Raw genomic sequence first — 26,257 nt, 5'->3', positions numbered from 1 at the left:
CGATATGGCTTTGGTCTAAGGTTTTACAAGTTGGCAAAAGTCCAATTTCGCACGGGCAGGCACGTCGTTTACGCTCTCCACGCCCATTTGGTCTTCGTCACCAAGTGCCGCCGGGGCGTGCTGTCCGAACGCGCCATTCGGGACCTGCGGTCGATCTTCGCCAAAGTCTGCAGGGATTTTGAGGCGGAATTGATCGAGTGCGATGGCGAGGACGACCACGTGCACCTCTTGGTTAACTACCCGCCGAAGGTCGCGCTCTCTAAATTGGTCAACAGCCTGAAGGGCGTTTCGAGCCGGTTGCTGCGCGAATGGCGGCCTGAAGTGCGCATGCGCGGCCGCGACGCCGCGTTGTGGTCGCCGTCCTACTTCGTCGGCTCGTGCGGAGGTGCCCCGCTATCTATCATCGCCGAATACGTTCAGTTCCAAAGGTAACCGCGGCGCCCGGGGAGGCCTTCAGCCTCCGGCGCTGCCAGCCGCTATCCCTCCCCGGCCTGCAGGCCGGGCATCTCGCGGAGGATTAGGTGAGCAGGACCGCGGAAATGCTGGCGGCGCGTTGCATTGGCTTGACCTATGAAACCATGCGCCAGTGGGACGGGAGTTCTGTAAGGGCGTTCTCCGATCGGATCCGTCAGCGGCTCCCGCGCGCGGAGACAGATGGCATCTGAAAGAAATCGTTATCTCGATGGCGGGCGAACAAGAATTGGCTCTGTCGCGCTGCCGACCACAATGGCTTCGTTCTCGACGTCTTGTCACTGTGCGCCAGCTACCCTGAAACCGCCTCGAGCTTCAGTCCATTGGTGCGCGGGCCGAATACACCGATCGTAACAACGACGATCGCCATGGCCCCCGCGATCAAGGCGAACACGCCGGTCACACCGTAATCGCGGAGGCAGAACGCGATCAGGAACCCGAAAACATCGCGCTGATGCGGCTGATCGAATAGACCACACCAATCGCGCGCCTGCGCATGCGCGTGGCGAAGAGTTCCGCCTGATAGGCGCGATAGGAAAATGTGAGACAATTGCTTGCCAAGGCCATGGCAACGCCCAGGGCGACGATGAGAGCTGCGTCTTCTTGCTTGGAGAATATTATTCCAATGACCGCCATCGCTGAGGCGGATCCCACCACGATCCACTTGCGCTCGATCCGCTCGGCGAATGACATCGAGAGCAGCGGTCCAATAGGATTCGCGATCGCAATCACGAAGGAATAGAGCAGACTGTGCGTGACGTTGATGCCCTTGGCGATCAGGAGGGTCGGAATCCAGCTTGCAAAGCCGTAATATCCAATCGACTGAAAAAAGTTGAACACCAGCATCATGATGGTACGGCCTCGATATTGGGATTGCCAGAGCTCGGCAAAGTTCACTTTCTGCTCCTGGGCCACGGGAGGATGAGGCTCCGGCTCGGACAAAGACGTACCGGTGCGCGCGACGATCTCGTGTTCAAGACGGGAAACGATCGCATCCGCCTCGGCGATACGGCCCCTCTGCGCCAGCCAGCGCGGGCTTTCCGGCAGGCCGAGGCGGATGAACCAGACGGCCACCGCGCCCAGACACCCGATCCAGATGACCCAGCGCCATCCGTCAAAGCCAAGGGGAGCCGTCGGCACGAACCACCAAGCGACCAGCGCGACGGTCGGAACGGCGGACAATTGTATCGCCTGTAGGAATGCAAACGATCTTCCGCGCGAATTCGCCGGCACGACCTCAGTCGTGTAGGAGTCGATCGTCACGATCTCCGCACCGGCGCCGATTCCCGTGAGAAACCGAAAGAAGATGATCCACTCTGCGCTGTGTTGACAGGCCAGCAAGGCGGCTGCTGCCGTATACCAGAGCAGCGCGCCCGTGAAGACGACTCGGCGCCCGAAGCGATCGGCCAATTGGCCAAACACGAGCGTTCCGACGAACAGGCCAGCAAACATGGCGGCCACGAAAGCTCCCAGTCCGGCGAAGCCGAAGAAATGCGAAGTCGAGGTCGTGAAAATTCCGCTTCTGACGAGCCCTGGTCCGATGTAGGCGGTGAAGAAGACGTCGTAGATCTCGAACCAGGCGGCGAGGGCGACCATCAAGACGAGCTTCCAGATCGGCCGGCTCATCGGAAGACGGTCAAGGCGCGCATTGATCACGGCCGCAGCCGATGGGTCATCGGTGTCCAGCGCCCTCGCTCCGCTGCCATCCGCGGGTGCTACGGTCGTTCGTGTCGCCGGCCTATGCATGCGTTAATCCTCCCTCTGCCTCGATTTGTTTTTCTTGTTCAGCACGCGACCTACGGCGTCGCGACGATGACTTGTTCCCTTACCAGCCTCTCGATTTCGCGCCGGTCGAAGCCGGCATCGATCAAAATTTCGTCTGTATGCTCCCCTAGACGTGGCGGTTGGCGGGCCAGTCCTGGTCGCTCGCGTTCCGAGCCGAATTCGACGGGCATGGCGGGAAGCCGCGTCATCTCCGTTGTGCCTTCGACGGTGCGGATCGCAACATCTATCAGCCCGCCATGACTGGCGAGATGCGGATCGTTGAACAGGTCCGTCGGCTTGCCGACCGGCGCCCATGAGACGGCCGCGCGTTCACAACGTTCGGCAATTACCGCCTTCGAGAACGGGGCAAGCGCTTCCTGCACGGCGGGTATGAGCCAGCTGCGATGGCTCGCCCGCATGACGTTGGTGGCGAGATCCGGATTATCGCCGAGGGCGGCGAGCCCGAATTGCTCGGTGAACCGGATCCATTGCTTGTCGCTGGTGACGCCGATGAAAATCTGATCGTCGCTCGCGTTGAAGACGTCGTAGATTGCCCAAGCATGGTGGCGCTCCGGCATGGGTTTTGGCGGATGTCCACTTGCGACCGCGCCTGCCATGTGTGTGACCATGAAGAACGCCGCGCTCTCGAACAATGCGCTGCTGATCCGCTGGCCTCGCCCGGTCGCGTCGCGCTCGCGAACCGCTGCGAGTGCGGCCGTGACGCCGAAGATTGCGCCTGTGATATCGTTGACGGAAGCACCCGCGCGTAACGGCCGCCCCGCAGGGCCTGTCATATAGGCGAGCCCCGCCTGAAACTGCACGACCTCATCGAGCGCCGGCCGATGCTCGTAGGGACCCGCGAGGAAACCTTTGAGCGCCAGATAGATCAGACGTGGATTGATCGCTTCCAGGTCAGCATAGCCGCACCCCAGCCGCTCCATCGCGCCAGGCGCGTAGTTCTCGATGACGATATCGGCGTCCTTCACCAGCCGATGGACCGTCGCGCGTCCCTCGGGATGCTTCAGGTTGATCGCGATACTGCGCTTATTGCGGTTGAAACCGGCAAAAAAACCTGCGCCGAAACCAGGCAAACAGCGCGTGTGGTCGCCGTCGGGCGCGGGCTCGACCTTGATCACATCGGCCCCGAGATCGGCTAGTATCAAGCCGGCGCACGGCCCCATGATCGTGTGGCTGAACTCGAGGACCTTCAGTCCCACAAGCGGTTTAGTGGACACCTGTCGCCTTGCTCCGAAGTGAATTGAGGCTTCCGGCGTGGAGGAGCTCGCTTGGCAGCTGATGGCCGACGATCTCTTCCGCCATCCGTCCGACTTCGATCAACGCATCGAGATCAACGCCCGTACTAATTCCCATCTCCTCGCAAAGCAGCACGAGCTCTTCGGTGCAGATGTTGCCGGCCGCGCCCTTGTGCGCGGCGAAGGGACAACCGCCCAATCCGCCGACGGTCGAGTCGAATTTCGTCACTCCCATGCGCAGGCCCGCCATCGCGTTGGCGATCGCTAACCCGCGGGTGTCGTGCAGATGCAGCGTGATCTGCTGATGCGGCCACCTGCTTCGCACCTCCCCGAGAAGCTTTTCGACGCGTAGCGGCGTCGCCCAGCCCATCGTGTCCGACAGGGAGATGTTGCCGATCGTGACACCGCTTTCATCCGCAATGCGAAAGCCATCGCGAAGAGCAGAGATGACCTGCGCCGGTGTGATATCGCCCTGGAAATTGCAACCGAACGCCGCCATAACCCCGATCCGCCGAACCGGAACGTTTTTCGACAGATGAAGGAGGGTCTGCCTGCGCATCGCCTCCAGATTTTCGGCGTGGCTGCGATGCAGGTTCTTGCGGGTGAACGCATCGGACGCGGACAGCGCAATCGAGCCGGAAAGCGTCAGCCTGTCCGAATGTGCGAGCGCCCGATCGAGCCCCTTGTCGTTGAACCAGAGCCCGACATAGTGAACGCCGGGCGCCGGCCGAAAGCCTGCGGCAACGTCATCGGCATCCGCCCATCCGGGCACGAGGCGAGGATTGACGAAGGAGCAAACCTGGATGTGGCGAAGTCCAGTTTGCGCCAAAGCCTCGATGAGGCGAATCTTGTCCGCGGAGGCAATCGGTCTCGGTTCGATCTGAAAGCCTTCTCGCGGGCCCTCCTCCTGGATCTCCACTTCGTTTGGTAGGTCTGCCATCTATCCTCGCTCGGCGGAGTCGCGACCGCGGCCGTGACTGCCCCTCGATTTCTACGCTGAGCACAGGATTGCCGCGATGTTCCAATTTCGTCCAATACTGATTTGACGGCGTTACCCATATGATTCTTAAATACCAGGATGGACATCCGACAGCTTCGCTATTTCATCGCAGTCGCCGAGGAGCTGAATTTCAGCAGGGCTGCGCGCCGTCTCAACCTCAGCCAGCCTCCCCTCAGCCTCCAGATCAAGGCCCTTGAGCATGATGTGGGCGCGCCGCTCTTTCTGCGCCAACGCCGCGGCGTCGAGTTGACCCAGGCCGGACAGATCCTGCTTGAACAGGCGCGCGAGGCGCTTGCCAAGCTCGATCACGCGATCGGAACGGCCCAGCGGGCTGCGCGCGGAGAAGTGGGCCTGCTTCGCATCGGCTATACAGGCTCAGCTCCGATCCATGCGTCGTTCTCGAAGATCCTGCGACGCTTTTCGCAAACCTATCCGGAGATACGCCTCGAGCTGCTTCATGCTTCCACCAGTGAACAGGCCGAGATGCTGACCGGCCGGCGGCTGGATCTCGGATTCCTGCGACCGTCCCCGACATATCCGCTCCCCAAGAATGTAACTATTCGTCGGCTCTGGTCCGACCCGCTGGAGTTGTTTGCACCGACGGATCATCCGCTAGTGCGCGAGCGCGGTCCCATCGCCGTACCGGCGCTAAAGCAGCTGCCGTTCATCTTCTTCGCAAGCGCCAGTCGACGCGGATTGAACGGCCACGTCGTGCATCTCTGCGGAAGCGCGGGGTTCACGCCCAAGGTGGTTCAGGAAGCCGAGGACGGTGGCGCCATTCTGGGCCTCGTGGCCGCGGGCTTGGGGGTTGCCGTGCTGCCGAAATGCTATGGACAGATCGTCGTGAGCGATGTCGTGCGGCGCCCGCTGACCTCGGCTGAAGCCAAGAGCGATCTCTACCTGGCCTACAATCAGGACCGAGCGTCCGATCACCTGATGCGTTTCGTGGCGCTCGGGTCCAGTACAGCCACAGCGGGCTGACTCCATCTAAATATCAGATAGACCATATCTGCAGGTTAGGCTTGTTCGACTGTAGGCTTTGCGTTTTGCTGGTACAAACCCGGGACGCGACGCAGTTTGAGCCCGCGTGATTACAACAGGCTACGGAAGCTGCAGTGAAGACAAGCAGCATCCAGTCTCTTGTTCTCGCGACACTTGGCTCTTTGCACTTGTTGTCTTCGCCCTTGCGGGCTGATGACCAGCAATTCTCCAAGCTCGCCTTCAGCCTGGTCCCCTCGCATCAGGGGCACTTTAGCGACATTGCCACGATCGCGGGACGAAACCGGACAATTTTTGTGTGGGGTGTCGGCGCTGAAGACGGGGACAGCACCACCCAATATGCGCCCGAAGTCCGCTTTCGGGGCGAATTCGCCAAGCAGTGCGACTATGCCCTCGACAAGATCGGCTGGATGCTGGTGAACCGAAATGCGGGGCTGGCTGACATCGTCATGCTCAGAGTCTATTGACCGACGCCCGCAACGTCGGCGACCTCTACAGATGCATCGATCAGCGATACGCCGACCAGCCTCGGCCGGCCCTCACGATCGCGAACTTTTCCCAGCTCGCCCATGCGGGCATGATGATTGAAATCGAGGCGACGGCGGCGATCGCCAATTCGGACAACGACAATACGTTCTCCATCTTCCGCAACAAGGAAACGCTCGGCAAATGGAAGGTGGGGCCACCGAAATTCTCGAGGTCTCCGGTCGTGATAGCACGACCTATGATCCCGACGATGCGCACGTCTTCGCTGCGGCCATCAAGACCCAGGCGGCAATGGTCGTTACGGAAAACCTGAAGGATTTTCCTGCTGCAACTCTTACCGCACTCAACATGGAAGCGAAGTTCGGCGGATCAGTTCATCGCGGATACCGTTGCGCTCGATGAAGCGCGTGCCGCTGCCGCGGAGCGCTTCAAGGCGGCCATTGGAGGGCGATGCGTCCTCCTGCGCTGAAGGGCAGAACCCGCGGGCATGACTTCCACTATTCCCCTCCCTCGTAGAACAGCTCAAGTGGCAGCCCGACCAGGGACTTGCCGATCCAGTCCCGCGCGATCACGTTGGACGGCCCCATGGCGATACCGGCTCGGGCATCGCGAAACGACCGCTCGATCGGCCCGCGCCGATAACCGTAACCACCGGTTACAGTCAACGCCGCGGCCGCCACCTTGTTGGCTACCTCGGCGGCGTGGACCTTGAACTCCGTCAATGGAATCAGGATCTCGCTCTGCGGCTTTCCAGCGCGCCACAACTCATCCAGCTTGGCGGCGAGCTCGTTACGCCATGGGCGCAAGGTTTCGACCAGCACCTTCGCTGCGCCGAGCTCCTGACGGATCGCCTGGTAGTCCGACAAGTTCTTGTTCTTGTCCTTGTGAACGAAGCTCGAAGTATGGGCGACCGCCGCATTGAGAACACCACGTGCGACCCCCTCCCAGACGGCCCCGAGACCGATCAGATAAACCGGAGAGACACCGTCATAGATGATCTCCTTGCCCTGCCCCTCAGCGCCGAGCCGGTCGCGGCTTGGAACCTTGACGTCCGCATAGCGGATCGGTCCGGAGTGATTTGCCCGCACGCCGAGCGCCTCCCAGGGGCCGGCTTCGATTCCGGGCGCCTTGCCGTCGACGATGAAGAAAGAGATATCGGTCTGGTCCTTGGCGCCGGGAGAGCGCGTCTGCATCACGTAAAAGTCGGCCTGACCCGAGCTCGTCGTGAAGGATTTCTCCGCGTTGACGACATAGTTCTCGCCGTCACGCGAAGCTTCGGAGAAGTTGTACCACCAATGTCCGCCCGACGCCCGCTCGCTAGTCGAATAGGTGCCGAGCAAGGTGCCGCCTTTCGCCTTGAGCCAACGCTCCTTCTGGTCATCATTGCCGAACAGGTTGATGGTCTGCGCTGCACCGACGTGCATGACGTAAACGAGGCCCGTCGACGCATCATGCCGACCGATCCGATAGGCAGCCTCCGCGAAGTCGCCATGGCTCAATCCGAGCCCGCCGAAACGGGGCTCGTTGAGGACTCCGGTCCATCCGGCCACCGCCAGCGCCTGAAGATTTTCTCTCGGAAACCGGCCTTCGAGGTCGTTGCGCCCGGCATGGAGCTTGACCGTCGTCTCTATCGCTTCGTCGAGGCGCGAATAGACATCGTCGTCTGCCGCGCGCGCGAGGTTGTTCTTGCTCATGACAATCTCCTCAGTGTCTTCCAATGCAACTGTTCAAGCGGCCGCGTGATCGGCCGGTGACGGACCGCGCAAGGCGGCAAGATGTGCCGCGCTCTCCTCAGGACTCCCGAGATAGAGCGCCTTGATCTCGGCGCGCCCGCGCAGATCAGCAGCGTCGCCCGACAGCGCCGTCGAACCGCCTTCGAGCACGGCAGCGCGGTCGGCGTAACGCAGCGCCACTGTCGAGTTCTGCTCGGCGACCAGGATCGACAATCCTTCTTCGCGGTTGAGCCGCTTCAGGGTCCTGAAGATCGTCTCGACCACAAGCGGCGCAAGGCCCATCGACGGTTCGTCCAGCACCAGGAGCCGTGGCCGCGACATCAAGGCGCGGCCAATCACCGTCATTTGCTGTTCACCGCCCGAGGTGAGGCCCGAGGCAGAACGCCGGCGCTCCTTCAGGCGAGGAAATAATGTGTAGATGCGCTCAAGTCCTGCCGCGATCTCGCCGCGCGACAAGCCCCCTCCGATGCCGCCGGCCACCAGGTTCTCCTCGACGTTGAGCGCACGAAAGCAGTGGCGGCCCTCTAGCACCGGGACGAGACCGAGGCGCACCAGATCGGCCGACGTGAGCGCGGCGGTATCGCGCCCGTCGAACGCGACGCGCCCGTGCGTGAGCTGGCCGCGCTCGGCATGCAGCAGGTTGGAAATCGCCTTGAGCGTGGTCGACTTGCCCGCACCGTTGGCGCCGAGCAGGGTCACGATCTCGCCGCGGCGCACCGTGAGCGAGACATCGGACAGCGCGCGAATAGCGTGGTTGTAGGTCGCAGCCAAGCCTTCGAGAATGAGAAGATGATCGCTCATGGCGATGCTCCGGATTTTCTGGACCAGGAACCGGCGCACCGGCTCCTGGTCGTCGCGGGTCCCTTTATTGGCCGACTGCCGTGTCGTCAGAGGTACGGATTTTGATGTTGTGTTCAGCCGCGTAAGCCACCGCGGACTTCTCGATGATCGGCCGCAGTGAAGTCCAGTCTGGCGCGATCCAGTCCGACACCACCTTCCACTTCGTGCCATCCCACTGCTGGAAGGTCACGCGGCCATCGCCTTCGTGGTTGTCCCAGGTCACGTTGATGGAATGGAACAACCCTTTGGCGCCCAGCACCTCGACTCGCGCCGGATCGAGCTGCAGATGCTCCAAGCCCCACCGCACCTCATCACCGGTCAGCGTGCGCTTGCCGAATTTCTGCTGGGCGATCCGGATCGCCTCGACATTGAGGATGCCGTTGACGATGCCGAGGTTGTGATAGACGCTGCCGATCCGCTTTTTGTCGTCGAGATTGCCCTTGCCGGCGCCGTAGACGGTCTTGATGATCTCCTGCAGCACTGGATATTCGGCGCCGGAGGCCTGCGTCGTGATCGCGACATAGCCCTTGGCAGCATCGCCCGCGGGAATGACGTCCTCCTCCGAATTCGACCAGACATTGCCGATGATGTGATCGATCGGGAAGCCGACCTTCTGCGCCGTCTTCAGTGCCACCGGGTTCATCACGCCCCAGCCGCGCAAGACCACGTAGTCGGCCTTGGCACGACGGATCGACAGCCACTGTGACTGCTGCTCGTTGCCGGGATGCGGCACTTCGATTTGCTCCAGGGAGAAGCCGTATTTGGCGGCGAGCAGCTGATAGATCGGGATAGTCTCCTTGCCATAGGGCGAGCCGTGATAGAGCACGACGATCTTCTTGCCCTTGAGCTTATCGGTGCCGCCCTCGCGCGTGGCGATGTAGTTCACGATACCCGACGTCTCGCTGTAGGGATTGAGCAGAAGCGGAAACACATAAGGGAACACGCGACCGTCGGTGGAATCGGTACGGCCGTGGTTGATGGTGATCAACGGCACCTTGTCCTTGGTGATGCGATCGATCATCGCATAGGCGATCCCGACCGAAAGCGGATTCCAGGCCGCAACGCCCGGATGGTTCTTCAGCCGCTCATAGACCTCAACGCCGCGCTCGACCTCATACTGCGTCTCACCCTCCTCCCAGGTCAGCTTGACGCCGTTGACGCCGCCATCGCGGATATTGATCAGGTTGAGATAGTCAATGAAGCCGCCGAAGAAGCCGGTGCCGCCGGCCGCGTAGGGGCCGACCCGGTAGCTCTGCAGCGGAAAAAACTGCTCATCGGCGTGGACCGGCAACTCAGCGCCGATGGCGATGGCTGCCGCAAGCGCAGCACTACGGAGGGATTTGGACAGAAGCATAACTTTTCCTTTCGTTCAGGGGACAATTCAACAGTGGATGGGACCGGGCTGCGGACGGAAAAGCCGGCGCCGGATCTTGTCCGCGACGCGATCGACCAGCGCGATCAAGCCGCGCGGCTCGGCGATCAGCAGGCCGATGATCAGTGCGCCGATGACGATGCGCTGGCTCATCTCCAGCACGCCGGAATCGAAGACGTTGCCGAGCAGTGCGGCGCCAAAACGCGAGAGCAGCAGCGGGAACACGACGATGAACGCCGCGCCGAGAAACGCGCCGCGGATCGAAGCCAGGCCGCCGATTATGATGATGAAGAGGATCTGGAACGAGCGGTCCAGGTTGAAGCCGGCGGGCTCTACGGTGCGCAGGTAGGCAAAGGCCCACAGCACTCCGGCGACGCCGATTAGGAACGACGAAACCCCGAAGGCGAGCAGCTTGGTGCGCAGCAGCGGCACGCCGATCACCTTGGCCGCGACCTCGTGGTCGCGCAGAGCGATGAAGTTCCGCCCAACTTGCGAGCGCAGCAGCCGGATCGCGAGCAGCGTCGCAACAACAACGACGGTCAGCGAGAAGACGTAGCGCCCGACTGCGCCGGAGAAGCTCAGGCCGGCCACCGCCAGCGACGGCGCGTCGATCACACCGGATGGATTGTGGTTCGAGAACCAGCCGAACTTGGTGAGCGCCCACTGCACAAAGAACTGCGCCGCCAACGTCGACACCGCGAGGTAGAAGCCGCGCAGTCGCAAGCTTGGGAGACCAAATACGATCCCCACCGCAGCAGCGACAAAGCCTGCGGCCACGAGGCTGGCGAGAAACGGCACGCCATGCACCCTCAGATTGAAATTATAGGCGGCATAAGCGCCCACCGCAAGATACGCGGCCGACCCGAGCGAGACCTGCCCGGCATAGCCGGTGAGCAGGTTGAGGCCCAGAGCCGCGAGCGCGAGCGCGAGAAACGGCGTCAGCACCGCATCTAACAGGTAGCCAGAGCCCGCGAACGGAATGATGGCGTAGGCGGCGATCAGCAGAACCGCGAGACCGAAGCGATTCGGCGTGAGCCAGCGCACAGTAGCGGAACGAATGGACGTGGTCATCGGTCAGACCCTTTCCACCAGCTTCTGTCCAAACAGCCCTGACGGACGCAGCAGCAGGAAAGCGAGCGCCACCACATAGGCCGCCCACGCCTCGATGCCGCCGCCAAACAGCGGGCCGACATAGACCTCGGCCAGCTTCTCGATGGCGCCGATCAGGAGGCCCCCGACGATGGCGCCCGCCACCGAATCGAAGCCACCGAGCACCAGTACGGGCAGCGCCTTGAGCACGACGAGCGAAAGCGAAAACTGCACACCGAGACGCGCGCCCCACAACAGGCCAGCGACAAGTGCGACGATCCCCGCTGCGGTCCACACCGCCGCCCAGACGCGGGACAGCCGCAGTCCCACCGCCAGTGCGGCGAACTGATCATCGGCGACCGCGCGGAACGCCAGCCCGGTTCGGGTGTAGCGAAAGAACAGCGCAAAGGCGGTGACCAGCGCCCCGGCAATCCCCGCAGCGAACAGGTCGAACTGGCTGATCAGGACGCCGTCCACCTCGAACGGGATATCGTTGATGCCGAGGTCGAGGCCGTGGACCTGGGTGCCCCACAACAGCTGCGCGGCGCCCTCGATGACATAAGAAAGGCCCAGCGTCGCCATGAACAGCGTCATCGGCGACTGATTGACCAGCGGCCGCAGCACGACGCGCTCGACGGCCACGCCGAGAGCCACCATGATCACGAGCGTGACCCCCGCGCCCAGCCAGAACGGCACGCCGCGCTCGACCAGGCTCACGAAGGTGAGGGCCGCGAACAGCAGCATCGCTCCCTGGGCGAAATTCAAAACGCCGGACGTCTTGTAGATCAGCACGAAGCCGATCGCGACCAGCGAGTACATGACGCCGGATAACAGCCCGCCGACAAGGACCTCGATGAAGAACTGGTAGTCGAACATCAGATCACAAGCTCCGTCTCGCCCTCATGATCCACACCGAGATAAGCGTCGATCACCGCCTGGTCGGACCGAACCTCATCCGGCGAGCCGTCGGCGATCTTGCGGCCGTAATCAAGAACCGCGATTCGATCGGAGAGGCCCATAACGACCCCCATGTCGTGCTCGATCAGCACAACGGTGGTGCCATACGCGTCGCGTGCATTGCGGACGTGTGCTGCCAAATCCCGCTTCTCCCCGAGGGTCACGCCGGCGAACGGCTCGTCCAGCAGCAACAGCTGCGGGCGTGCGACCATCGCTCGTGCCAGCTCAACCCGTTTCAGGATTCCATAAGGGAGTCCGCCTGCGAGCTGATGTTTGACCGCGTCGAGGTGAAGAAATGCAATTGCTTCCTCGGCGGCGGCGCGAGCCTCGGCTTCCTCGCGACGTGCCTGTGGCGTCGACAGGATCTGCCGCACGAAGCCGGCCCGTCGGCGGTGCACGAGGCCCATCACGACGTTGTCGAGCACCGGCAGGCCCTTGAACAGCGCAAGGTTCTGAAATGTGCGCGCCACGCCGACCGCGGCGAGCCGCGCGGTCGGCACATGCCTGAACCGTTCGCTGCCGAGCTGCACCACGCCCCGATCGGGTCGGTAGAGCCCACTCACCACATTGAGCAGCGAGCTCTTCCCGGCCCCGTTCGGACCAATGATGGCGCGGATCTCGCCCTTCGCAACGGCAAGCTCGATGCCGTCAAGCGCAGTCACGCCGCCAAAACTGAGTGAGATGCCCTGCAGCGTCAATACCGGCACACCAGCGTCGGCGACGCGCACAGCGTCCGCGGCGCGAGGCGTTCCCCCCGCGACCCGCGAGGGTTCGGTGGCGCGCGCACGCGCCACGATCAGGGAGTCACCTCCTGCTGTCGCAATCAGGCTCATACGTCGCCCTTCCCGCCTATTCCGCCGCCTGAGCGTGTGGCGCGTTCTGGGCCTCGAGTTCGCGAACCAGCGGGATCACATGCTCGCCGAAATATTCGACTTCTTCCTGGAAATGCAGGAAGCCGAGCAGGATGAGATCGGCACCGGCCCGCTTGAGCTCGATGATGCGCTCGGCGACCTGCTGCGGCGTGCCGATCAGGTTCGAGCGGAAACCGTCGTTGTATTGAACCAGATCCTGGAAGGTGGATCTGGCCCAATTGCCCTCGCGCTCGGGGCTGGCATTTCCGGCATTCTGGACCTCGTGATGGAAACCGCCCACCGCTTCCGGGATTGCCTTGTCGAGGATCTCCTGGAGGACATCCTTGGCTTCCTCTTCGGTCTGCCGGACGATGCCGAATGCGTTGATGGCAATCTTGGTTCGCCAGCTCTTGCCAAACGCCTTTTCCTTGGCCCTGATGTCGTCGACCTGCGCCTTCAGCCCGTCCGGCGTGTTGCCATTTGTGAAATACCAATCTGACACCCGCGCCGCCATGTCGCGCGCCGCGCGCGAGGAGCCGCCCTGGAAAATCTCCGGTAGAGGATCGAGCGGCTTCGGCTTGAGCGAATAATCGCGGAATCGGTAGAAATCACCACCTAGAGTGTAGCTCTCCTGGCTCCAGATCCCACGCAGTGCATTGATGAACTCTTCCGAGCGGCGATAGCGCTCGTCGTGATCGAGCCACGGCTCGCCAATGGCATGGAATTCACCGCGGAACCAGCCCGAGACGATATTGACCGCAACGCGGGCGTTGGTCAGCTGGCTGATGGTTGCGATCTGCTTCGCGGCCAGCGCTGGATTCCACGGCCCGGGAAGGATCGCAGCGATGACGTTGAGCTTCTCGGTCGCAGCAAGAAGTGCGTGCGAGAAGCTGACGGATTCGTGCTGCTTGTCGGCACCGTAGCCCGCAGTGAAGCGGATTTGGCTCAAGGCGTAGTCGAAGCCGGCCTTCTCGGCGATCTGGGCAAGCTTGCGATTGTAGTCGATGTCCCAACTGGTGCGCTGCTCGATAGAAGAAATAACAAGGCCGCCGGATACATTCGGGACCCAGTAAGCAAATCTGATCGGGTTGCTGTTCGTGGTCATGCTGTTACCTCACGTGAATTGGCTTGCGACGATGTGGACAACGGGCGGAAATCAGGCAGCACACCGCATTCACGTCGCTCGATACGAACGATTGCATGCCTGCTTCGAAACTAGGCTAAGATTTGGAGGCGTCTTGGCGATCTGCGGTGCAGTTAAGTCGATGCGAGATTGACATCGTCAACAGATCGGCGCACGCGCCATGCGACACACGGTTCCACATGCATCGGAGCCTGCGGCCTCATCGACGAGATCATTGCAAGTCATCGAGCTCCCCCTCTCGAGCACCATTGATCGACGATCAATAGTCTCAGAGAAACAACGAGCGCGCGAGTCCAAGATCAACTCTTTTTCGTCGCACTCGTAAAAATCGCTTCCTTAGATTTGCGGCAAACGGATCGTTTGTTGCAGCACGATGCAGATCTCGTGAGGGACAGCTCGCTCGTCGCCGCTGGCAACGACTGCATCGAAAGTCCTGATATGAAGCCCTTTTCTGCGTCCGGCTCCGGCAAAGATTTCTCTCGGCCCATCACTCTGCAGAACTTGAACAGCGCAAATCGTCTCGCCTCACATCAATTCATATCACCGAGCACAGGCCGTGGCATCTTTAAAGAAAGCCGATGCGTGAGCAGCTCGATCAAGCATCACAACTGATCGCACATTTCGATCAATCTACGCTTTCACCAACAAGCGAATGAAAGAGGCGTTGGGTATCGACGCCTTAGAGCTTTCGGTCTACACCTCTTCTCGAAGACGGCCTCGCGTGGCCGAGTTGCTCTTGGTGTTGCTGCCGTCAAGCCGCCACAACGGGTCACTGGCGGACTGCATCGTGACGCGTTGTGCGTAGGGGTAGATCTTCCGTGGAAGAATTCTCGAGCGTGAAATCTCGTGGGGCTGGGTGGCGCTCGGTTCTGTCGAAAGTGCGTGGTCAATTGGCGAAGACTGCGGTCGCTCGCGACCGCAGCGGAGGTACCGCCAAGGCGGAGCGCGATCTTCTGCGCCGCTCCGGCCTGCTTCTATTGTCCGTGCCTCGCGAGTATGGCGGTATCGGCGCATCCTGGATCGATACCTTCGGCGCGGTGCGGGAGTTGGCGCAGGTCGATTCCTCGCTCGCCCATCTCTTCGCCTTCCAACATCTCCAAATCGGCTCGATCCTGCTCTATGCTAGTCCTGAACAGCAGGCATCGCTGCTGCGTGGCACGGTCGAACAAGGCTGGTTTTGGGGCAACGCGCTCAATCCGCGGGACTTGCGTACACACCTCACGGCAGACGGTGCAGGATTCTGCCTCGACGGCATCAAGAGCTTTTGTTCGGGCGCTCGAGACTCGGATCGCCTGCTGGTTTCAACACAAGATGCCCAAGGCGGATTCCACATCACTGCCTTGCCAACGGTGCGTGAAGGCATCACTGTACTGGACGACTGGGACAATATGGGCCAGCGGCAGACCGACAGCGGCACCGTGACCTTTGAGCGTGTTGCAGTGGCGCAGCACGAAGTGCTGGGGCCACCCGGTCCCTTCGGTACACGTGCGTCGCTCCGCGCCTGCCTCGCCCAGACCGTGCTGGGCATGATCTACCTGGGCATTGCGCAGGGAGCGCTTGAGCAGGCGATTGCTTTCACGCGAGAGCAGTCGCGGCCCTGGCCGGGATCGGGTGTCGAGACAGCGCTGGAAGATGCCTATATTCAACAACACTATGGCGAGTTTCATGTCGCGCTTGCTGGCGCCGAGGCCCTCTCGGAGCGTGCGCTTGCGCAGTTGCAGGCTGCCTGGGATGAGGGCGACAAACTTGCCGCCGAAGGTAGAGGAGAGGCGGCGGTGGCAATCGCCACCTTTAAAGTTGCCGCGGCGAAGGCGGGGCTCGATATCGCGACACGACTGTTCGACGTTACAGGCGCGCGAGCTACCCACGCACGCTATGGCTTTGACCGCTATTGGCGCAACCTGCGAACCCATTCATTGCACGATCCGATCGACTACAAGCTGAAAGATCTGGGCTGCTTCATCCTGACCGGGCGCTACCCGGTTCCCGGATTCTATACCTAGCAAGAAGCGATCGCCGACGCCTTCCGATTCCGAGCTTCACGCCAAACGAATGCGCCAACGACTTCCTTGCCGCAGGACACCGTTCAACTTGAACGGAATTTGCTCTACCGACTTTTGGGCGAACTTGGAGCCACAAGCGCTGTATGGCGGGGGCCGTTTTGATAGCTCGGCCCCGGAAATGGTCCCCCGGTTTCAGATCATCCGGATCGAGGAAAAAGAAAAGCCGCCTCCGCAAACGCTGTTGGGCCTCGAACCGCTTAGGAAGCCGGCCTGCCCAGTAGGGCGCCCCCGCGTTGGCCCCGGAAGCGGCTGAATGCGCGGAACTGCTCCGCGGCGGCAAAGTGCGCCCCCCTGCGCTGTTATCTGCGGGCTGCCGGCCTAGATGAGCTACGCTGCCAGGTTGGCCAGGACGTCAGCTTTCTCTAAGCTTGCTCTAAGAGCTTCATCCGACACGTGGGTATAAATTTCGGTCGTTGAAATGCTAGAATGTCCAAGCAATTTTTGAACAAAGCGAATATCTACGCCGCGCTCGATCAATAGAGTTGCGGCCGTGTGACGTAACATGTGCGGCGTAATCCGGCGTCGGTTACTCGACGCTTCAGAATGGCGACGAAGAGCGACGCGAACCGACTGGGATCGCATCGGCCGCTTTAGTCGGTTCACAAAAAGATGCGCGTCCCTTGTCGGCTGCTTTGCACGCGTCTCTAATAGTTGCAAGAGCTCGGAGCGAAGCCCAGCATCGGAGACATACACGTGTCGATCCCTTGCTCCCTTACCGCGAATTCTGACGCGCGTCGCCTCAGGTGCGACATCGGAAACGAGTATCTTGCAGAGTTCACCTACCCTTATGCCGGTTGCGATCATCAGGCGAACCGCGATCAAAACCGGTGCTGATGACGAAGATGTCACCCTCTGCGCGCCTGCCAAGCTTGATAATACCCCCCGAACCTCATGCTGCGATAGACAACGAGGCAACCGCATTCGTCGCGGAAGTTCCAGACGCCAACCCTGAAACGGATCCGCAGCGCGCCCCGAGCCGGCCATCCGCCGAAAAAATGTGCGCAGGCAAGCGAAACGTCGACGCGCAGTCGAAATCGAAAGCCTTCGACGTTCTAACAGATCGGAAAGATACGCTCCAAGATCTGCACTACCAACCGATTCCAAAGGGCGATCTAGACCCAAAAATCGATGAAAATCGTTCAGATCCACGGCATAGGCTTCCAGGCTGTGCGCGGACAGCTGCCGTTCAACCGCACAATACCTCAAGTACTCGGCAACCGCTGAGCTGACCAGCATCAAACACACTCCATCCGCGCAAAGGCAGCCAGTCTCTATCGCAATACAACCGGGGTTGGGATGGGCTCAGATTCGTTAATGGTAAACACCACGACAATCTGCTGCCGAAGAACACATAACTCGGAATTATTGGTCTCCATGGAGCTCAAGGCGATCGACAGGACGGACCGGGGCGTCCGCCGGCTTAACGCGGCACTCAGCATTTATCGGGAAAGCATATTGCCCGAGGCGCAAAATCCGGAGCGCCAGATACTTTATTGGATCGACCATAGCCGTGAGACGCTGGCGGACGAATTTCGTTGCTTTGCGATTCAGAACGAAGGCGATGTGATCGGATACTTGCAGTACAGCTACTTCCGAGAAGAACACATTTTCTTCTTTGAGTATCTCTGCTTAAGAGACCAGACTCGTTCAGGTCTACTGCCGAGCGAGGCAGTCGAGAGCATCAGGGATCACTTGGCCCAGAACTACCGTCCCGAGTTCAGCATTGTCTTTGAGGTTGCAAGAAAGCGAACTGCCTCGGGTGAATGGACAGCCGACAAGAAGCTGATTTCTTACTTTAAACGGCTAGGCTTTAGAATTGTTGATTTTCCTTATAGGTATCCAGTCCTCCAAAGTTACGATGGTGCCGTCAGCTATCCTGCGGACTTGATGGTCTCATTGCCTAACGGACGTAAGGATTTGTCCTCTTGCGAAGTCAGAACCATTCTTCGATGCATCTACTTCAAACACTACCTGCGTTGGGATCGTCCGTTCCTGGATGCTGAAAGCTTCCGCAAGCGAGAGCTTTTGATCAATGAATTGCACTCGTCTGAAGTCTCCAAAATAAGCGGAGACGATACGTTCGGTACGCATGGGGATGACCGGCGATCGTTGCTGACCCGTATTGCGAGGCGTCAACCACAGATCACGGCTTTGCTAGGAAAGATATTCGGGCCAAAGATGCCCAGGGTTCTGGTCGTCATGTTAGTTATGCTGGGCGCGCAGTCGCTGTTGGGTAGTAGTTGGATGCTCGTTCCTTTTGTGCTCGCCGTAGCCGCGGTCTATTGTCTTGGCGAGAACACGGATACATCTAGACGCCTTCTTCTAGTTATCATCTCGCGGATGTCTCTTTCACGGCAACGATCGTGAGGATGTCGGCCCAGATCGATGGAAGTCTCACTATTTCAAGCCATCTTTGCATCCTGAGCGCCCGCGCCTCGCTGGTGCCCAGTCGTTTTGCCAACGCAGACCATGTATGGATTCCGTGTGTCTGGCGAATTTCAAAGCCATTGGCTTTAAGAAGTCCTCGAATGTATGCGGGACTGTAACGCCACACTTTTTCGGACGAGCCGTTGTAGTGATCCGTCAGAATATCCGCGGCTCGGCCAAAGAGCTCAGTGCGCCAATGGACGATGCTGCGCGTGCTTCCAAAATCGAATACCAGATGCCCTCTCGGAGATAGGATGCGAGCGAATTCACGAAGGGCAGCAGCTGGATCGCAATACGATAAAACCTCTCCGACGCATACGACGCACTCGAAGACTGCCTCCCCAAAGGGTAGATGTTCGACTGAAGCGCAGACCGCGTTTTTGCGTCCCTTCATGGGAGCAGCAAAGAGGTCCACAAAGAACTGGTCTTCAGAGGCCACTGGAATCGCATACACTCCGGCGCCAGCGTTTAGGACGCGAACACCAGACGATCCAATGCCCGGAAGAAGGTCGGCCAGGAGATTAGCCGTCCTCAACCCTGTATAAGTGTGCCGCGGATCCTCTTCGATACTATCGACGTCATAGCGGTTCCGTAATTCGTCGCGCCTGAATCCTGTGGTCACCTGTGTAACGTCAATAATTCCGAGTTATGTGCTGTTGGAGAGCCGAATTGGCCATCCCGAAAGCCTCGATACTAGTAAGCCGGGAAGAAAAGCAATAGAACAACTGCTTAAGCGGACCAGAGCCTGCTTTTGAGCTGAGCGGAATCGAGGTGCACGACGTCGAGACAGCCGCACATGCAGCCGCGAAACCTCTTCATCCGGTGGTGGCCGAGCGCCGGATCCTGAAAATTCGGTCTGCCCGTCGTCGCCGGTGGCAAGGCCCCCGCCCGAATGCGGACGAGCGTCGACGACGTTCGGCGCGGTCGAACTCGCCCACGCCCAAGCTCTCGTGGCCAGGCTCGCAATCGACTCGTTACGCGCAAGCTCGAAACCGCGCCGGCATGGCGTTCCTGGCTTGCGTACGCCGCGGCATTCGACAAAGCGGAAACCACGATCGCTTACGGCTGGGTGGCGGCGCGAAGGGAAGCCGGACGACATGGGCGGCTTGTTCAGCGGCGAGTGGACGTTCCCGTGAGTGAGCCGCATCTGACGCTCAAGGTCGGGCGGATCTCGGTCCGTATCGGAGCACAAGCCCTTGCGACATTCGATGCGCACCGGCAACGTCGATTCTTTCAGCGCGAGGCCGGCGGCCAGCGTTTCGCGCGAGTCCGGGACACCGACTGGGAGATCGTCACGGCCACTGTGCCGCGCCCGCGGGATCGCTTCTCGTTCTGGCCGCATCGCGCTTCCGAACAGGAGGAAATCGTCGAGAACCATGCCTTGGGGCTCGACTACGTCGGCGACTGGCATACCCATCCCGAAGACGCTAGCATGCGGCCCGGGTACTCTGCGGGCCTTTTCTTGTATTGGGACGCCGTTTCTCATCGCAACCTTCTCGAAAGCGCACTTTCTTTGCGCGAATCATCGCTCAGCCAGAGGCGTCGTGATGCGGCCCAAGAGAATCGGCGGAACGATCGCGACCTGCATCCTACGGCTCGATAGACTCCATCGCTTCCGGGCTCTCGTTATGATGGCCGCTCTACCGGGCCTCGCGGCAGCCCCGCATGGACGGCGGCTCGGGATTTGACAGCGACACCGCGCGCGGTCACCAATCATTCGCCAACACCAGCGGCGGCCGCGAAAGAGAACGCTCGCGCCCGGTTCGCCATGGCAGTATTTTTCCATCAGCTTGATGACAGTCCGGAGAATGAGCGGAAAGCGCTCAAGTGGTTGACCGAGGCCGCCTCCGCCGGCAATCGTGTCGCCCAATTCAACCTCGCTATCTACTATCTACGAGGCGAAGGCGCCTCAAGAGACCCGGCCAAAGCTCGCAAATGGGTGGCGCGATCAGCGGCTCAAGGCTTTGAGCCAGCTATCGGGCTGCAACAACTGCCGATATTCGGTGACGGTGGACAGCGCGGCAATCGTGCACAAGGCACCGCGCCGACTAGCGGAAAGATTGCCGAAACCAAATGATCGTCGAGTCGTCGCTCCGGTATCGGCGGCAACCGCCCGCTGTGCGGTGGCCCGCTTCGCGACACCTGCGGTCTAGCGGGCGGCTTCATCGCGATCGGCGCGGGCGACGTCTTCTGTCGGCCAGCCCATCAAGCAGGCTTGGCTCCCGTTGATCCATGCGCGGGTTTGAGCATCTCGGGATCAAGCAGTCCTGCCTCCGCGAGCGTCCTCATTCTCTGGAATGAGACAGGGCTCTCGTAAATCCACCAGCAAAGTATCTCCGCCTCGATCCCGATCTCATGAAGGATCAGCGTATGATAGAGGATCGCCAGTGCATCGCTCATGTTCGATAGCTCGTGCACGAACTTCTGATAGTCGTGTCCGTGCCTCTGCGAACCGAAATGCGAGATTTCGTTGCGAAGCTGCTGGCACCGGGTCGCAAAGGCACGGACGCGTTCGCTGTCGAGCTTGATTGGCACGCCTGAGAATAGATCGAATACGCGCTGCTCCAAATTCGGCTCGTGAGCATTCCGGAGGCGCTTCTCGAGCCATTTTTTGTCCTTGGCCGCCTCAACCTGGTCGATGATCCTTGCCACCTTGGCCTTCATCTTCGCTTCGGCTTCGGTCGGCGCATCGTCGGGTTGCTGCTTGCGGTGAAGCGCTTCGAGCCCCCAGATCATGTTGACGAACCGGTGCTCGGGATAGAATTTCATGCCGCGCCGCACGGCGAGATAAAGATAGAAGCCCGGCCCGAACTCTTCGCGCTTGCTCATCCAGGACGAAACGATGTCGCCGAACCGATCGCGGAGCTGGACGAGGTTCGTCGGGGACTCGTAATAACGAGGCGGATCGGCCTCAGGCCGCAGGCGCAGGAAGTACCATTTGTAGGCCCAATCCGTGTCACCATCCTTCACATGGATCGAGGGCCATTTGAGCGAATATTCGCAATCGGTGAGAAGCACGAACAGGTCCTCGAACAGACCAAACTCCATGCGCAGGTCATCGAGTGGTCTCGGCTCTGCGAGTGTTCTGCGTAGGACGGCCGCCTCCCTCAATTCCACCTTTCTGTTGCGGTGCTTTCCAAGAAAGGGGCCATAGATCTGATAGTTCAGCGCAAGCTTGCCGCCAGCCATGGCGTATTCGATATTGCTTTGTCTTTCATGCACCGCCGAAATCGTTGTCTCCGTCCGGGAAATCTCGATTGATCCAAGGCGCATCCACTCCTCAAGCCCTGTGAGGTCAATCTCGAATTCCCCAAATCGCATCGGTCCGTCTGTCCTTGGCAAGGGATGCTCGCCGATCAGACAGTGCATGGCGAGGTATCCCTCGAACGACAATCCATTGCTACTGAACTGGCCGCCGTGTTTCATCAGATCGAACAGGAGAACGCGCTTGTTCGATCCCTTGAGAATGCCCTCGATGCGCCTGCCTTCAAGGTCCGCACCTGCGTGATCGAGGACGGACATGGGGCCCTTGTCGGTATGCAAGCGCCCGTCCAGTTCGAGCTTGATACGGCCTTCCTCGTCGATCTTCAGCAAACCCGAGACGCTTGTGTCGGGCGCGAAATGCCTTTCTGGGAGCAGCTCATGGTGCCACCAAAACAGACCTCGCTCCTCTAGAGCCGCCATGAAATGCTCCGTGCCGTTCCGTGCTAGCCGCCGCCTTCGGCAACCGCCGTTCAAGACTTCGGCATTCCCTTCCAAAGCGTCAAGAGAGGAGCGGGAGAGCCGCGTGATGCGGCTCTCCCGCGCGATCAGGCCGAAGCCACTTCGCTGGCCGCTGCGGAATCGAGCAGGGGCGGCAGCCAGCCCTTTCCGGCCAGCAACTGCTCGGCCCGCTCGGCCATCGCCTGCTTCTTGAGGCCAGCGATCTGGCGGGCGGCGTCTTCGCCAACCGCTTCGCGCATGGCGTCGAGGATGCGCTCCTTGCCGACACGCCCGAGATAGTTGGCAACGGTCGGCTGCCAGTAGAGGGTCATGTCGTGCGGCATCGCCTTGGCCAACATGGCGGCATGATCGAGGACGCTCGCCTGTGACTGGTCACCCGGACGCTGCACGGCGTTCAACGAGAGCGACGTGCAATGCGCGAGCAGGGACAGAAGCTCGCCCATCGGAAGCCCGGCGACGAACGCCCAAAATGCCCCACCCTCATTCGGCATGCGTGCCTCCCAAGCTTCGTGACGCGCGGCGATACCTTGTCCGGCAATGCTCTCGTCAATGCCGGGGGCAGCACTTGAGAGCGACGTCTGGTTCAGCGAAAGACCGAGGCAGGACAGATTCTCGAAGCGGTAGAACGCCTTTGCCGCCAGCGCATGTGGGATTGCGATTAGCGCCAGTTCCGAATGCTGCGCCAGATCGTTGCGCAGCGCCGCTGTGCGCTGGGCGGTCAATTCGGCGACCAGTGCACCGGAAAGACCCTGCGTATCCTGTGCGGGCTTGGACGCCGATGCGACTTCGCCGCCATCCTCGCCCTCACCCTCCGCGCGCTGCACGTCCTCGGGCCGCAGATAGCCGCGCTCGATGCGGGCACTGCCGTCCCGGCCAAGCGCCACGAAGGCGCCGGCGTGAGCGATATCTTCCGCCCGAAAGACTTCCTTGGTAAGCGCGGCGATTTCCTGTTCAAGACGCTCGATCTCGTTCAAGGTTTCCTCGGACGGATCATCCTGCTCGGCCTCACTGCAAAGCGCTTCAAGCCGCTCTTGCAGAGCTTGCAGCCTCTGCTGATCATCCGTGCTCAGCTCCTTCGGCACGGTACCGATGGTGCTCATGGACGAGACGCGCTGATATTCGAACTCCGGCTCAACGACCACCCACTTCCAGCCTTCGGCAATGACGCCCTCAGCCACTGATTGCAGCTTCTCGCGCACAAGGCGGTTGAGCAGGGGCGCATCGGTCAGATAAAGGCCTTGCGGAGTTCATCGGTGATTCCTTCATTGGCGAGCAAGTCGCGAATATCGAACAAATCACGTGGATGCTGGCGATCTAAGGCGGCGACGATTTTTCCGCCATAGAGGTCAGCAAAAGAAACCGTGCGAGCCTCAGCGAATCCGAATGCCTCCTCAACGGCGGGACGCACGGAAGTTACGACCGGCTCGAAGACGCAGCCACGCAGCACAGGCGTGACTTCAATCTTGATCTGGACGTTCTGCGAGCGAACCACCAGTTTGACGATCGTGCCCTCTTTACGAGTCTCATGGACCTGCGCCCCTGGGATCTTCTCTTTGATCTTGGCGACGATGCGTTTCATGGCTGCATCGATGTCGGCAAGGGATTCAGCTCGCGGCGCGACCGGAACATAGGTTAGGTCGATATCGACCGAGAGACGCGGCAAGTCGCGGACGAAAAGATTGATCGCGGTTCCCCCTTTCAGGGCGAAGCACTTCTCTTCGGTGACAAATGGAAGAGTGCGCAGCAACAGCGCGACCTGTTTTTGTAAGTGTCAGCGAATGCCATCGAGATCTCCCGGCACCGTTATGTGATAGGTCGGGTCGAGAACACCACCTTTTACGAGCATGCGTTTACCGTGCCCAAGATCGACGGCTTCCTTGTCGAGCCGTTTGAGCCAGGCATGTTGGTGGCGATCGGCAAAGTAGAAGAAGAGACGCTTCACCTTTACGCTTGCGCAATCCTTCAGGAGCTTTTGCAAGCGATCTGGGCGAAGATTGGCAAGGCCACCGAGCAGGGCATCGACCTGTTCAAAGCTTTCGTTGTTGGGCAATTCGTCGAGCAGCTCGAAAACGGCGCGCTCGGGCGTTGACAACGTTAGAGGCCAGTCCCATTGCCCCCAATTCAGTCGAGCTATGTCGCCTCCTCGAAACGCCGTAAAGTCCGTCATCTCGCCGGTTTCGACATTCCAGCGGACGCTGCTTATCCCCTTCGCGACGGGTTCGTTTTTGAAAAGCCGCCGGTCATTGTGGTAGACGAACTTCACGGACAGCGGCAGCTTATCAAGCCAGTACGGCGGCGACTTGGGACCATAAAGGTGAACACGGATCGTCGCTTGCGGCAGGTAGTGGGCGTACCCTTGCAATTCGAGCGCCGTTCGTCCGCCCACGACGAGCGGTGAATAATTCAGGATGCCTTGCAGGGATATGACGACCTGCTGCCAGCTCAGTTCGTAACGCGGTCTCCGGAAAACCCCTCGGGTTGGTTGTTCGAGCCAACCACGCATCACATACAGATGTTGGAGCTGGGTGGAGTAGCCCTGCCGCTTGAGCCAGGCGGAATCCACGACCAGCCCCTCAGGTAAGAGCTTGTCGAGCTGGTTTAGGAGTTGGCCCTTTTGTCTATCCATGATCGATATAATAGTACATTTATAAACTAAGCGCCAGTTTGAAATTATCGTTCTTTATCAATCAAAAGTTGATTTTTGGGTCTCTCGCTAAACCCCTCCATTCTCTAGCGGGACGCGTCCTGTGGACGGTGATTTAGGCATAGTTGCAAATCGAACAAAGAAGGAACAAAGTCATTCGGGGCGGGATCTCATTCCTGCGGCAAAGCCATCCTTTTGGAGGCAACAGCTCCCCAAGCTAGTTCGAAATAAAGTGGACGATTTAGGGTGATTACCGACGTCGAAATCGAGCAAAAAGCTGTTGAGCTGGATATTTCTCCGCAGAACGTCGAGCGGGATTATGTCCATGGCTGGCTCTTGCGCGAAATCTTCGCCCATCAGCGCCTTTCGCATCTGCTGGTCCTAAAAGGCGGCAATGGAATTCGAAAAGGCTATTTGCCAGGAACCCGATATTCCAAGGATTTGGACTTTTCTTGCGAGACCGCGCTCGACGAGAACCAGCTTCAGGCGGATTTGACTGACGTTCTTGAAGCCGCCAAGGCCGGGAGCGGTGTTCAGTTTGTCATGGACCGAACGCGCGTTGCCGAGAAGCAACTGAAGATTCCCGACGTTCACGCTTTGGAAGTCCGAATCTATTTCAAAGGGTTTTATGCGGAAGAGAGTGTCACCTTGCGCTCTCACCTCGATATCAGCGAATTTGAAAAGACTTACCTGCCGGTCCAGACGCGCCCGCTGCTACATCCCTATTCCGATCAGGCCGTCTGCACGGGATCGATCCGGTGTCAGAAGCTCGAAGAGCTTTTGGCCTCAAAGCTGACGACGCTCCTCTTTCGACGCAAGGCTCAAGATCTCTTCGACCTGTTCTACTCGATCGTCTTTAGCAAAGATTTTCCCGTCAGCCGTGCCGAGGTAGTGCGTACCTTCCTCAAGAAATCGATCTACGACGCCGAAGCCCAGCAAGCACGAATGCAACTGCTTGCTGTTCCGCTCCAGCTATTTCGCGGTCTTTGGGACGGCCTCGTGACACCCAGAGCTAGCCGCATCAGTTTTGATGCAATCCAGGACCGTTTTGGCGCGCTGATCGAAGAGCTGTTCGGGCTGCTCGAGCCGGCCACGACCCGTCCCATCGGTGGTATCCGAAGCCCGACCTCGAGAGCATTCAGTTACGGCGGAAGTTTCATTCCGGTGGCCCGCCAAGTCATCATCGAAGCTGGCCGATCACGTACGATGATCGAAGCGGAGTATCACGGCGTCAGACGGCTGATGGAGCCTTACAAGCTCGAATACAAAGTTCGCAAGAAGGACAACCGCGGGTTCGAGTATTTCTGGGCATACGATCGTACGGGCGGTCGGACAAGCGGACCAGGGATCAAATGCTTCTTCTCGGACGAGCTTAGAAATATTACGGCGACCAATCTGTCATTCACCCCCCGCGATCAACTGATGTTCTGATCATCTCGCC

Annotated in this window: 24 protein-coding genes and 2 pseudogenes; 10 read left to right on the top strand and 16 right to left on the bottom strand. The window is 60.0% G+C overall.

Features of this window, described 5'->3' with window-relative positions:
* Positions 1 to 30: 30 nt before the first annotated feature.
* On the top strand, positions 31 to 432 hold the full coding sequence (gene tnpA / locus KUF59_RS05405; RefSeq protein WP_258768568.1) for an IS200/IS605 family transposase: 402 nt from the start codon (positions 31 to 33) through the stop codon (positions 430 to 432).
* 104 nt (positions 433 to 536) lie between these two features.
* Positions 537 to 749 (top strand): annotated as a pseudogene (locus KUF59_RS05400) (IS6 family transposase); the annotation flags it as partial.
* A gap of 151 nt (positions 750 to 900) precedes the next feature.
* Here KUF59_RS05400 and KUF59_RS05395 read toward each other — a convergent pair.
* The 3 genes from KUF59_RS05395 to KUF59_RS05385 all read right to left on the bottom strand — a co-directional run bounded on the left by KUF59_RS05395 (position 901) and on the right by KUF59_RS05385 (position 4,428).
* The gene (locus KUF59_RS05395) at positions 901 to 2,067 is read right to left on the bottom strand and encodes an MFS transporter (protein ID WP_258769943.1); all 1,167 of its coding nucleotides are present in this window, start codon (positions 2,065 to 2,067) and stop codon (positions 901 to 903) included.
* A gap of 200 nt (positions 2,068 to 2,267) precedes the next feature.
* Positions 2,268 to 3,416: a CaiB/BaiF CoA transferase family protein gene (locus tag KUF59_RS05390; protein ID WP_258769942.1), complete on the bottom strand. Its 1,149-nt coding sequence runs from the start codon at positions 3,414 to 3,416 to the stop codon at positions 2,268 to 2,270.
* 43 nt (positions 3,417 to 3,459) lie between these two features.
* A complete protein-coding gene (locus tag KUF59_RS05385; RefSeq protein ID WP_258768563.1) occupies positions 3,460 to 4,428 on the bottom strand; it encodes a hydroxymethylglutaryl-CoA lyase in 969 nt (322 codons plus the stop codon).
* Positions 4,429 to 4,566: 138 nt separating this feature from the next.
* On the opposite strand from KUF59_RS05385, the gene KUF59_RS05380 reads away from it, so the two are divergent.
* From KUF59_RS05380 to KUF59_RS44195, 3 genes are all read left to right on the top strand, one after another.
* The gene (locus KUF59_RS05380) at positions 4,567 to 5,469 is read left to right on the top strand and encodes a LysR substrate-binding domain-containing protein (RefSeq protein WP_258768561.1); all 903 of its coding nucleotides are present in this window, start codon (positions 4,567 to 4,569) and stop codon (positions 5,467 to 5,469) included.
* Positions 5,470 to 5,603: 134 nt separating this feature from the next.
* Positions 5,604 to 5,954, top strand: coding sequence for a RidA family protein (locus tag KUF59_RS05375; protein ID WP_258768559.1), 351 nt, complete (start codon positions 5,604 to 5,606; stop codon positions 5,952 to 5,954).
* Complete coding sequence (locus tag KUF59_RS44195) at positions 5,951 to 6,286, top strand: RidA family protein (protein ID WP_408918062.1); 336 nt, start codon at positions 5,951 to 5,953, stop codon at positions 6,284 to 6,286. The genes KUF59_RS05375 and KUF59_RS44195 overlap by 4 nt, the downstream gene beginning before the upstream one ends.
* 184 nt (positions 6,287 to 6,470) lie before the next feature.
* Here the strand turns inward: KUF59_RS44195 and KUF59_RS05365 are convergent, their stop codons facing one another.
* From KUF59_RS05365 to sfnG, 7 genes are all read right to left on the bottom strand, one after another.
* Positions 6,471 to 7,667 (bottom strand): acyl-CoA dehydrogenase family protein, encoded by a 1,197-nt coding sequence (locus tag KUF59_RS05365; protein WP_258768558.1) that lies wholly within the window; start codon positions 7,665 to 7,667, stop codon positions 6,471 to 6,473.
* A gap of 33 nt (positions 7,668 to 7,700) precedes the next feature.
* Positions 7,701 to 8,507, bottom strand: a complete 807-nt coding sequence (locus KUF59_RS05360; RefSeq protein WP_258768556.1) for an ABC transporter ATP-binding protein — start codon at positions 8,505 to 8,507, stop codon at positions 7,701 to 7,703.
* A 64-nt stretch (positions 8,508 to 8,571) separates the two neighbouring features.
* On the bottom strand, positions 8,572 to 9,900 hold the full coding sequence (locus tag KUF59_RS05355; protein WP_258768555.1) for an ABC transporter substrate-binding protein: 1,329 nt from the start codon (positions 9,898 to 9,900) through the stop codon (positions 8,572 to 8,574).
* A 27-nt stretch (positions 9,901 to 9,927) separates the two neighbouring features.
* Positions 9,928 to 10,989, bottom strand: coding sequence for a branched-chain amino acid ABC transporter permease (locus KUF59_RS05350; protein WP_258768553.1), 1,062 nt, complete (start codon positions 10,987 to 10,989; stop codon positions 9,928 to 9,930).
* A gap of 3 nt (positions 10,990 to 10,992) precedes the next feature.
* Positions 10,993 to 11,883, bottom strand: coding sequence for a branched-chain amino acid ABC transporter permease (locus KUF59_RS05345; RefSeq protein ID WP_258768551.1), 891 nt, complete (start codon positions 11,881 to 11,883; stop codon positions 10,993 to 10,995).
* Positions 11,883 to 12,797, bottom strand: coding sequence for an ABC transporter ATP-binding protein (locus KUF59_RS05340; RefSeq protein ID WP_258768550.1), 915 nt, complete (start codon positions 12,795 to 12,797; stop codon positions 11,883 to 11,885). The genes KUF59_RS05345 and KUF59_RS05340 overlap by 1 nt, the downstream gene beginning before the upstream one ends.
* Positions 12,798 to 12,813: 16 nt before the next feature.
* Complete coding sequence (gene sfnG / locus KUF59_RS05335; RefSeq protein WP_258768549.1) at positions 12,814 to 13,920, bottom strand: dimethylsulfone monooxygenase SfnG; 1,107 nt, start codon at positions 13,918 to 13,920, stop codon at positions 12,814 to 12,816.
* 857 nt (positions 13,921 to 14,777) lie between these two features.
* Here sfnG and KUF59_RS05330 point away from each other — a divergent pair.
* The gene (locus tag KUF59_RS05330; RefSeq protein WP_258768544.1) at positions 14,778 to 15,962 is read left to right on the top strand and encodes an acyl-CoA dehydrogenase family protein; all 1,185 of its coding nucleotides are present in this window, start codon (positions 14,778 to 14,780) and stop codon (positions 15,960 to 15,962) included.
* Between the two features lie 387 nt (positions 15,963 to 16,349).
* Here KUF59_RS05330 and KUF59_RS05325 read toward each other — a convergent pair whose 3' ends face one another.
* Positions 16,350 to 17,258 (bottom strand): tyrosine-type recombinase/integrase, encoded by a 909-nt coding sequence (locus tag KUF59_RS05325; protein WP_258768542.1) that lies wholly within the window; start codon positions 17,256 to 17,258, stop codon positions 16,350 to 16,352.
* Between the two features lie 138 nt (positions 17,259 to 17,396).
* Between KUF59_RS05325 and KUF59_RS05320 the strand changes: the two genes are divergently transcribed.
* Positions 17,397 to 18,389, top strand: coding sequence for a hypothetical protein (locus tag KUF59_RS05320; RefSeq protein WP_258768539.1), 993 nt, complete (start codon positions 17,397 to 17,399; stop codon positions 18,387 to 18,389).
* Here the strand turns inward: KUF59_RS05320 and KUF59_RS44190 are convergent.
* A complete protein-coding gene (locus KUF59_RS44190; RefSeq protein ID WP_408918106.1) occupies positions 18,352 to 18,843 on the bottom strand; it encodes a methyltransferase domain-containing protein in 492 nt (163 codons plus the stop codon). The two genes, KUF59_RS05320 and KUF59_RS44190, sit on opposite strands and share 38 nt — an antisense overlap.
* Before the next feature lie 738 nt (positions 18,844 to 19,581).
* Between KUF59_RS44190 and KUF59_RS05315 the strand changes: the two genes are divergently transcribed.
* Together KUF59_RS05315 and KUF59_RS05310 are read left to right on the top strand one after the other, a co-directional pair.
* Positions 19,582 to 20,052, top strand: coding sequence for a Mov34/MPN/PAD-1 family protein (locus KUF59_RS05315; protein WP_258768538.1), 471 nt, complete (start codon positions 19,582 to 19,584; stop codon positions 20,050 to 20,052).
* 81 nt (positions 20,053 to 20,133) lie between these two features.
* Entirely contained in the window at positions 20,134 to 20,526 is a 393-nt protein-coding gene (locus KUF59_RS05310; RefSeq protein WP_258768533.1) for a tetratricopeptide repeat protein, read from the top strand.
* Between the two features lie 128 nt (positions 20,527 to 20,654).
* Here the strand turns inward: KUF59_RS05310 and KUF59_RS05305 are convergent, their stop codons facing one another.
* From KUF59_RS05305 to KUF59_RS05290, 4 genes and pseudogenes are all read right to left on the bottom strand, one after another.
* Positions 20,655 to 22,208: a HEPN domain-containing protein gene (locus KUF59_RS05305; protein ID WP_258768532.1), complete on the bottom strand. Its 1,554-nt coding sequence runs from the start codon at positions 22,206 to 22,208 to the stop codon at positions 20,655 to 20,657.
* Positions 22,209 to 22,258: 50 nt separating this feature from the next.
* Positions 22,259 to 23,371, bottom strand: coding sequence for a hypothetical protein (locus KUF59_RS05300; RefSeq protein ID WP_258768529.1), 1,113 nt, complete (start codon positions 23,369 to 23,371; stop codon positions 22,259 to 22,261).
* A 29-nt stretch (positions 23,372 to 23,400) separates the two neighbouring features.
* Positions 23,401 to 23,922: pseudogene (locus KUF59_RS05295) on the bottom strand (nucleotidyl transferase AbiEii/AbiGii toxin family protein); the annotation flags it as partial.
* Positions 23,923 to 23,943: 21 nt separating this feature from the next.
* Positions 23,944 to 24,798, bottom strand: a complete 855-nt coding sequence (locus tag KUF59_RS05290; RefSeq protein ID WP_258768526.1) for a type IV toxin-antitoxin system AbiEi family antitoxin — start codon at positions 24,796 to 24,798, stop codon at positions 23,944 to 23,946.
* A gap of 264 nt (positions 24,799 to 25,062) precedes the next feature.
* Between KUF59_RS05290 and KUF59_RS05285 the strand changes: the two genes are divergently transcribed.
* A complete protein-coding gene (locus KUF59_RS05285; protein ID WP_258768524.1) occupies positions 25,063 to 26,247 on the top strand; it encodes a nucleotidyl transferase AbiEii/AbiGii toxin family protein in 1,185 nt (394 codons plus the stop codon).
* The last annotated feature ends 10 nt before the right edge of the window (positions 26,248 to 26,257 follow it).

The organism is Bradyrhizobium arachidis (assembly GCF_024758505.1).
Classification (GTDB): Bacteria; Pseudomonadota; Alphaproteobacteria; order Rhizobiales; family Xanthobacteraceae; genus Bradyrhizobium; species Bradyrhizobium manausense_C.
The sequence above is the reverse complement of the archived record's forward strand: the minus strand, read 5'-3'. Positions and strand labels throughout refer to the sequence as shown.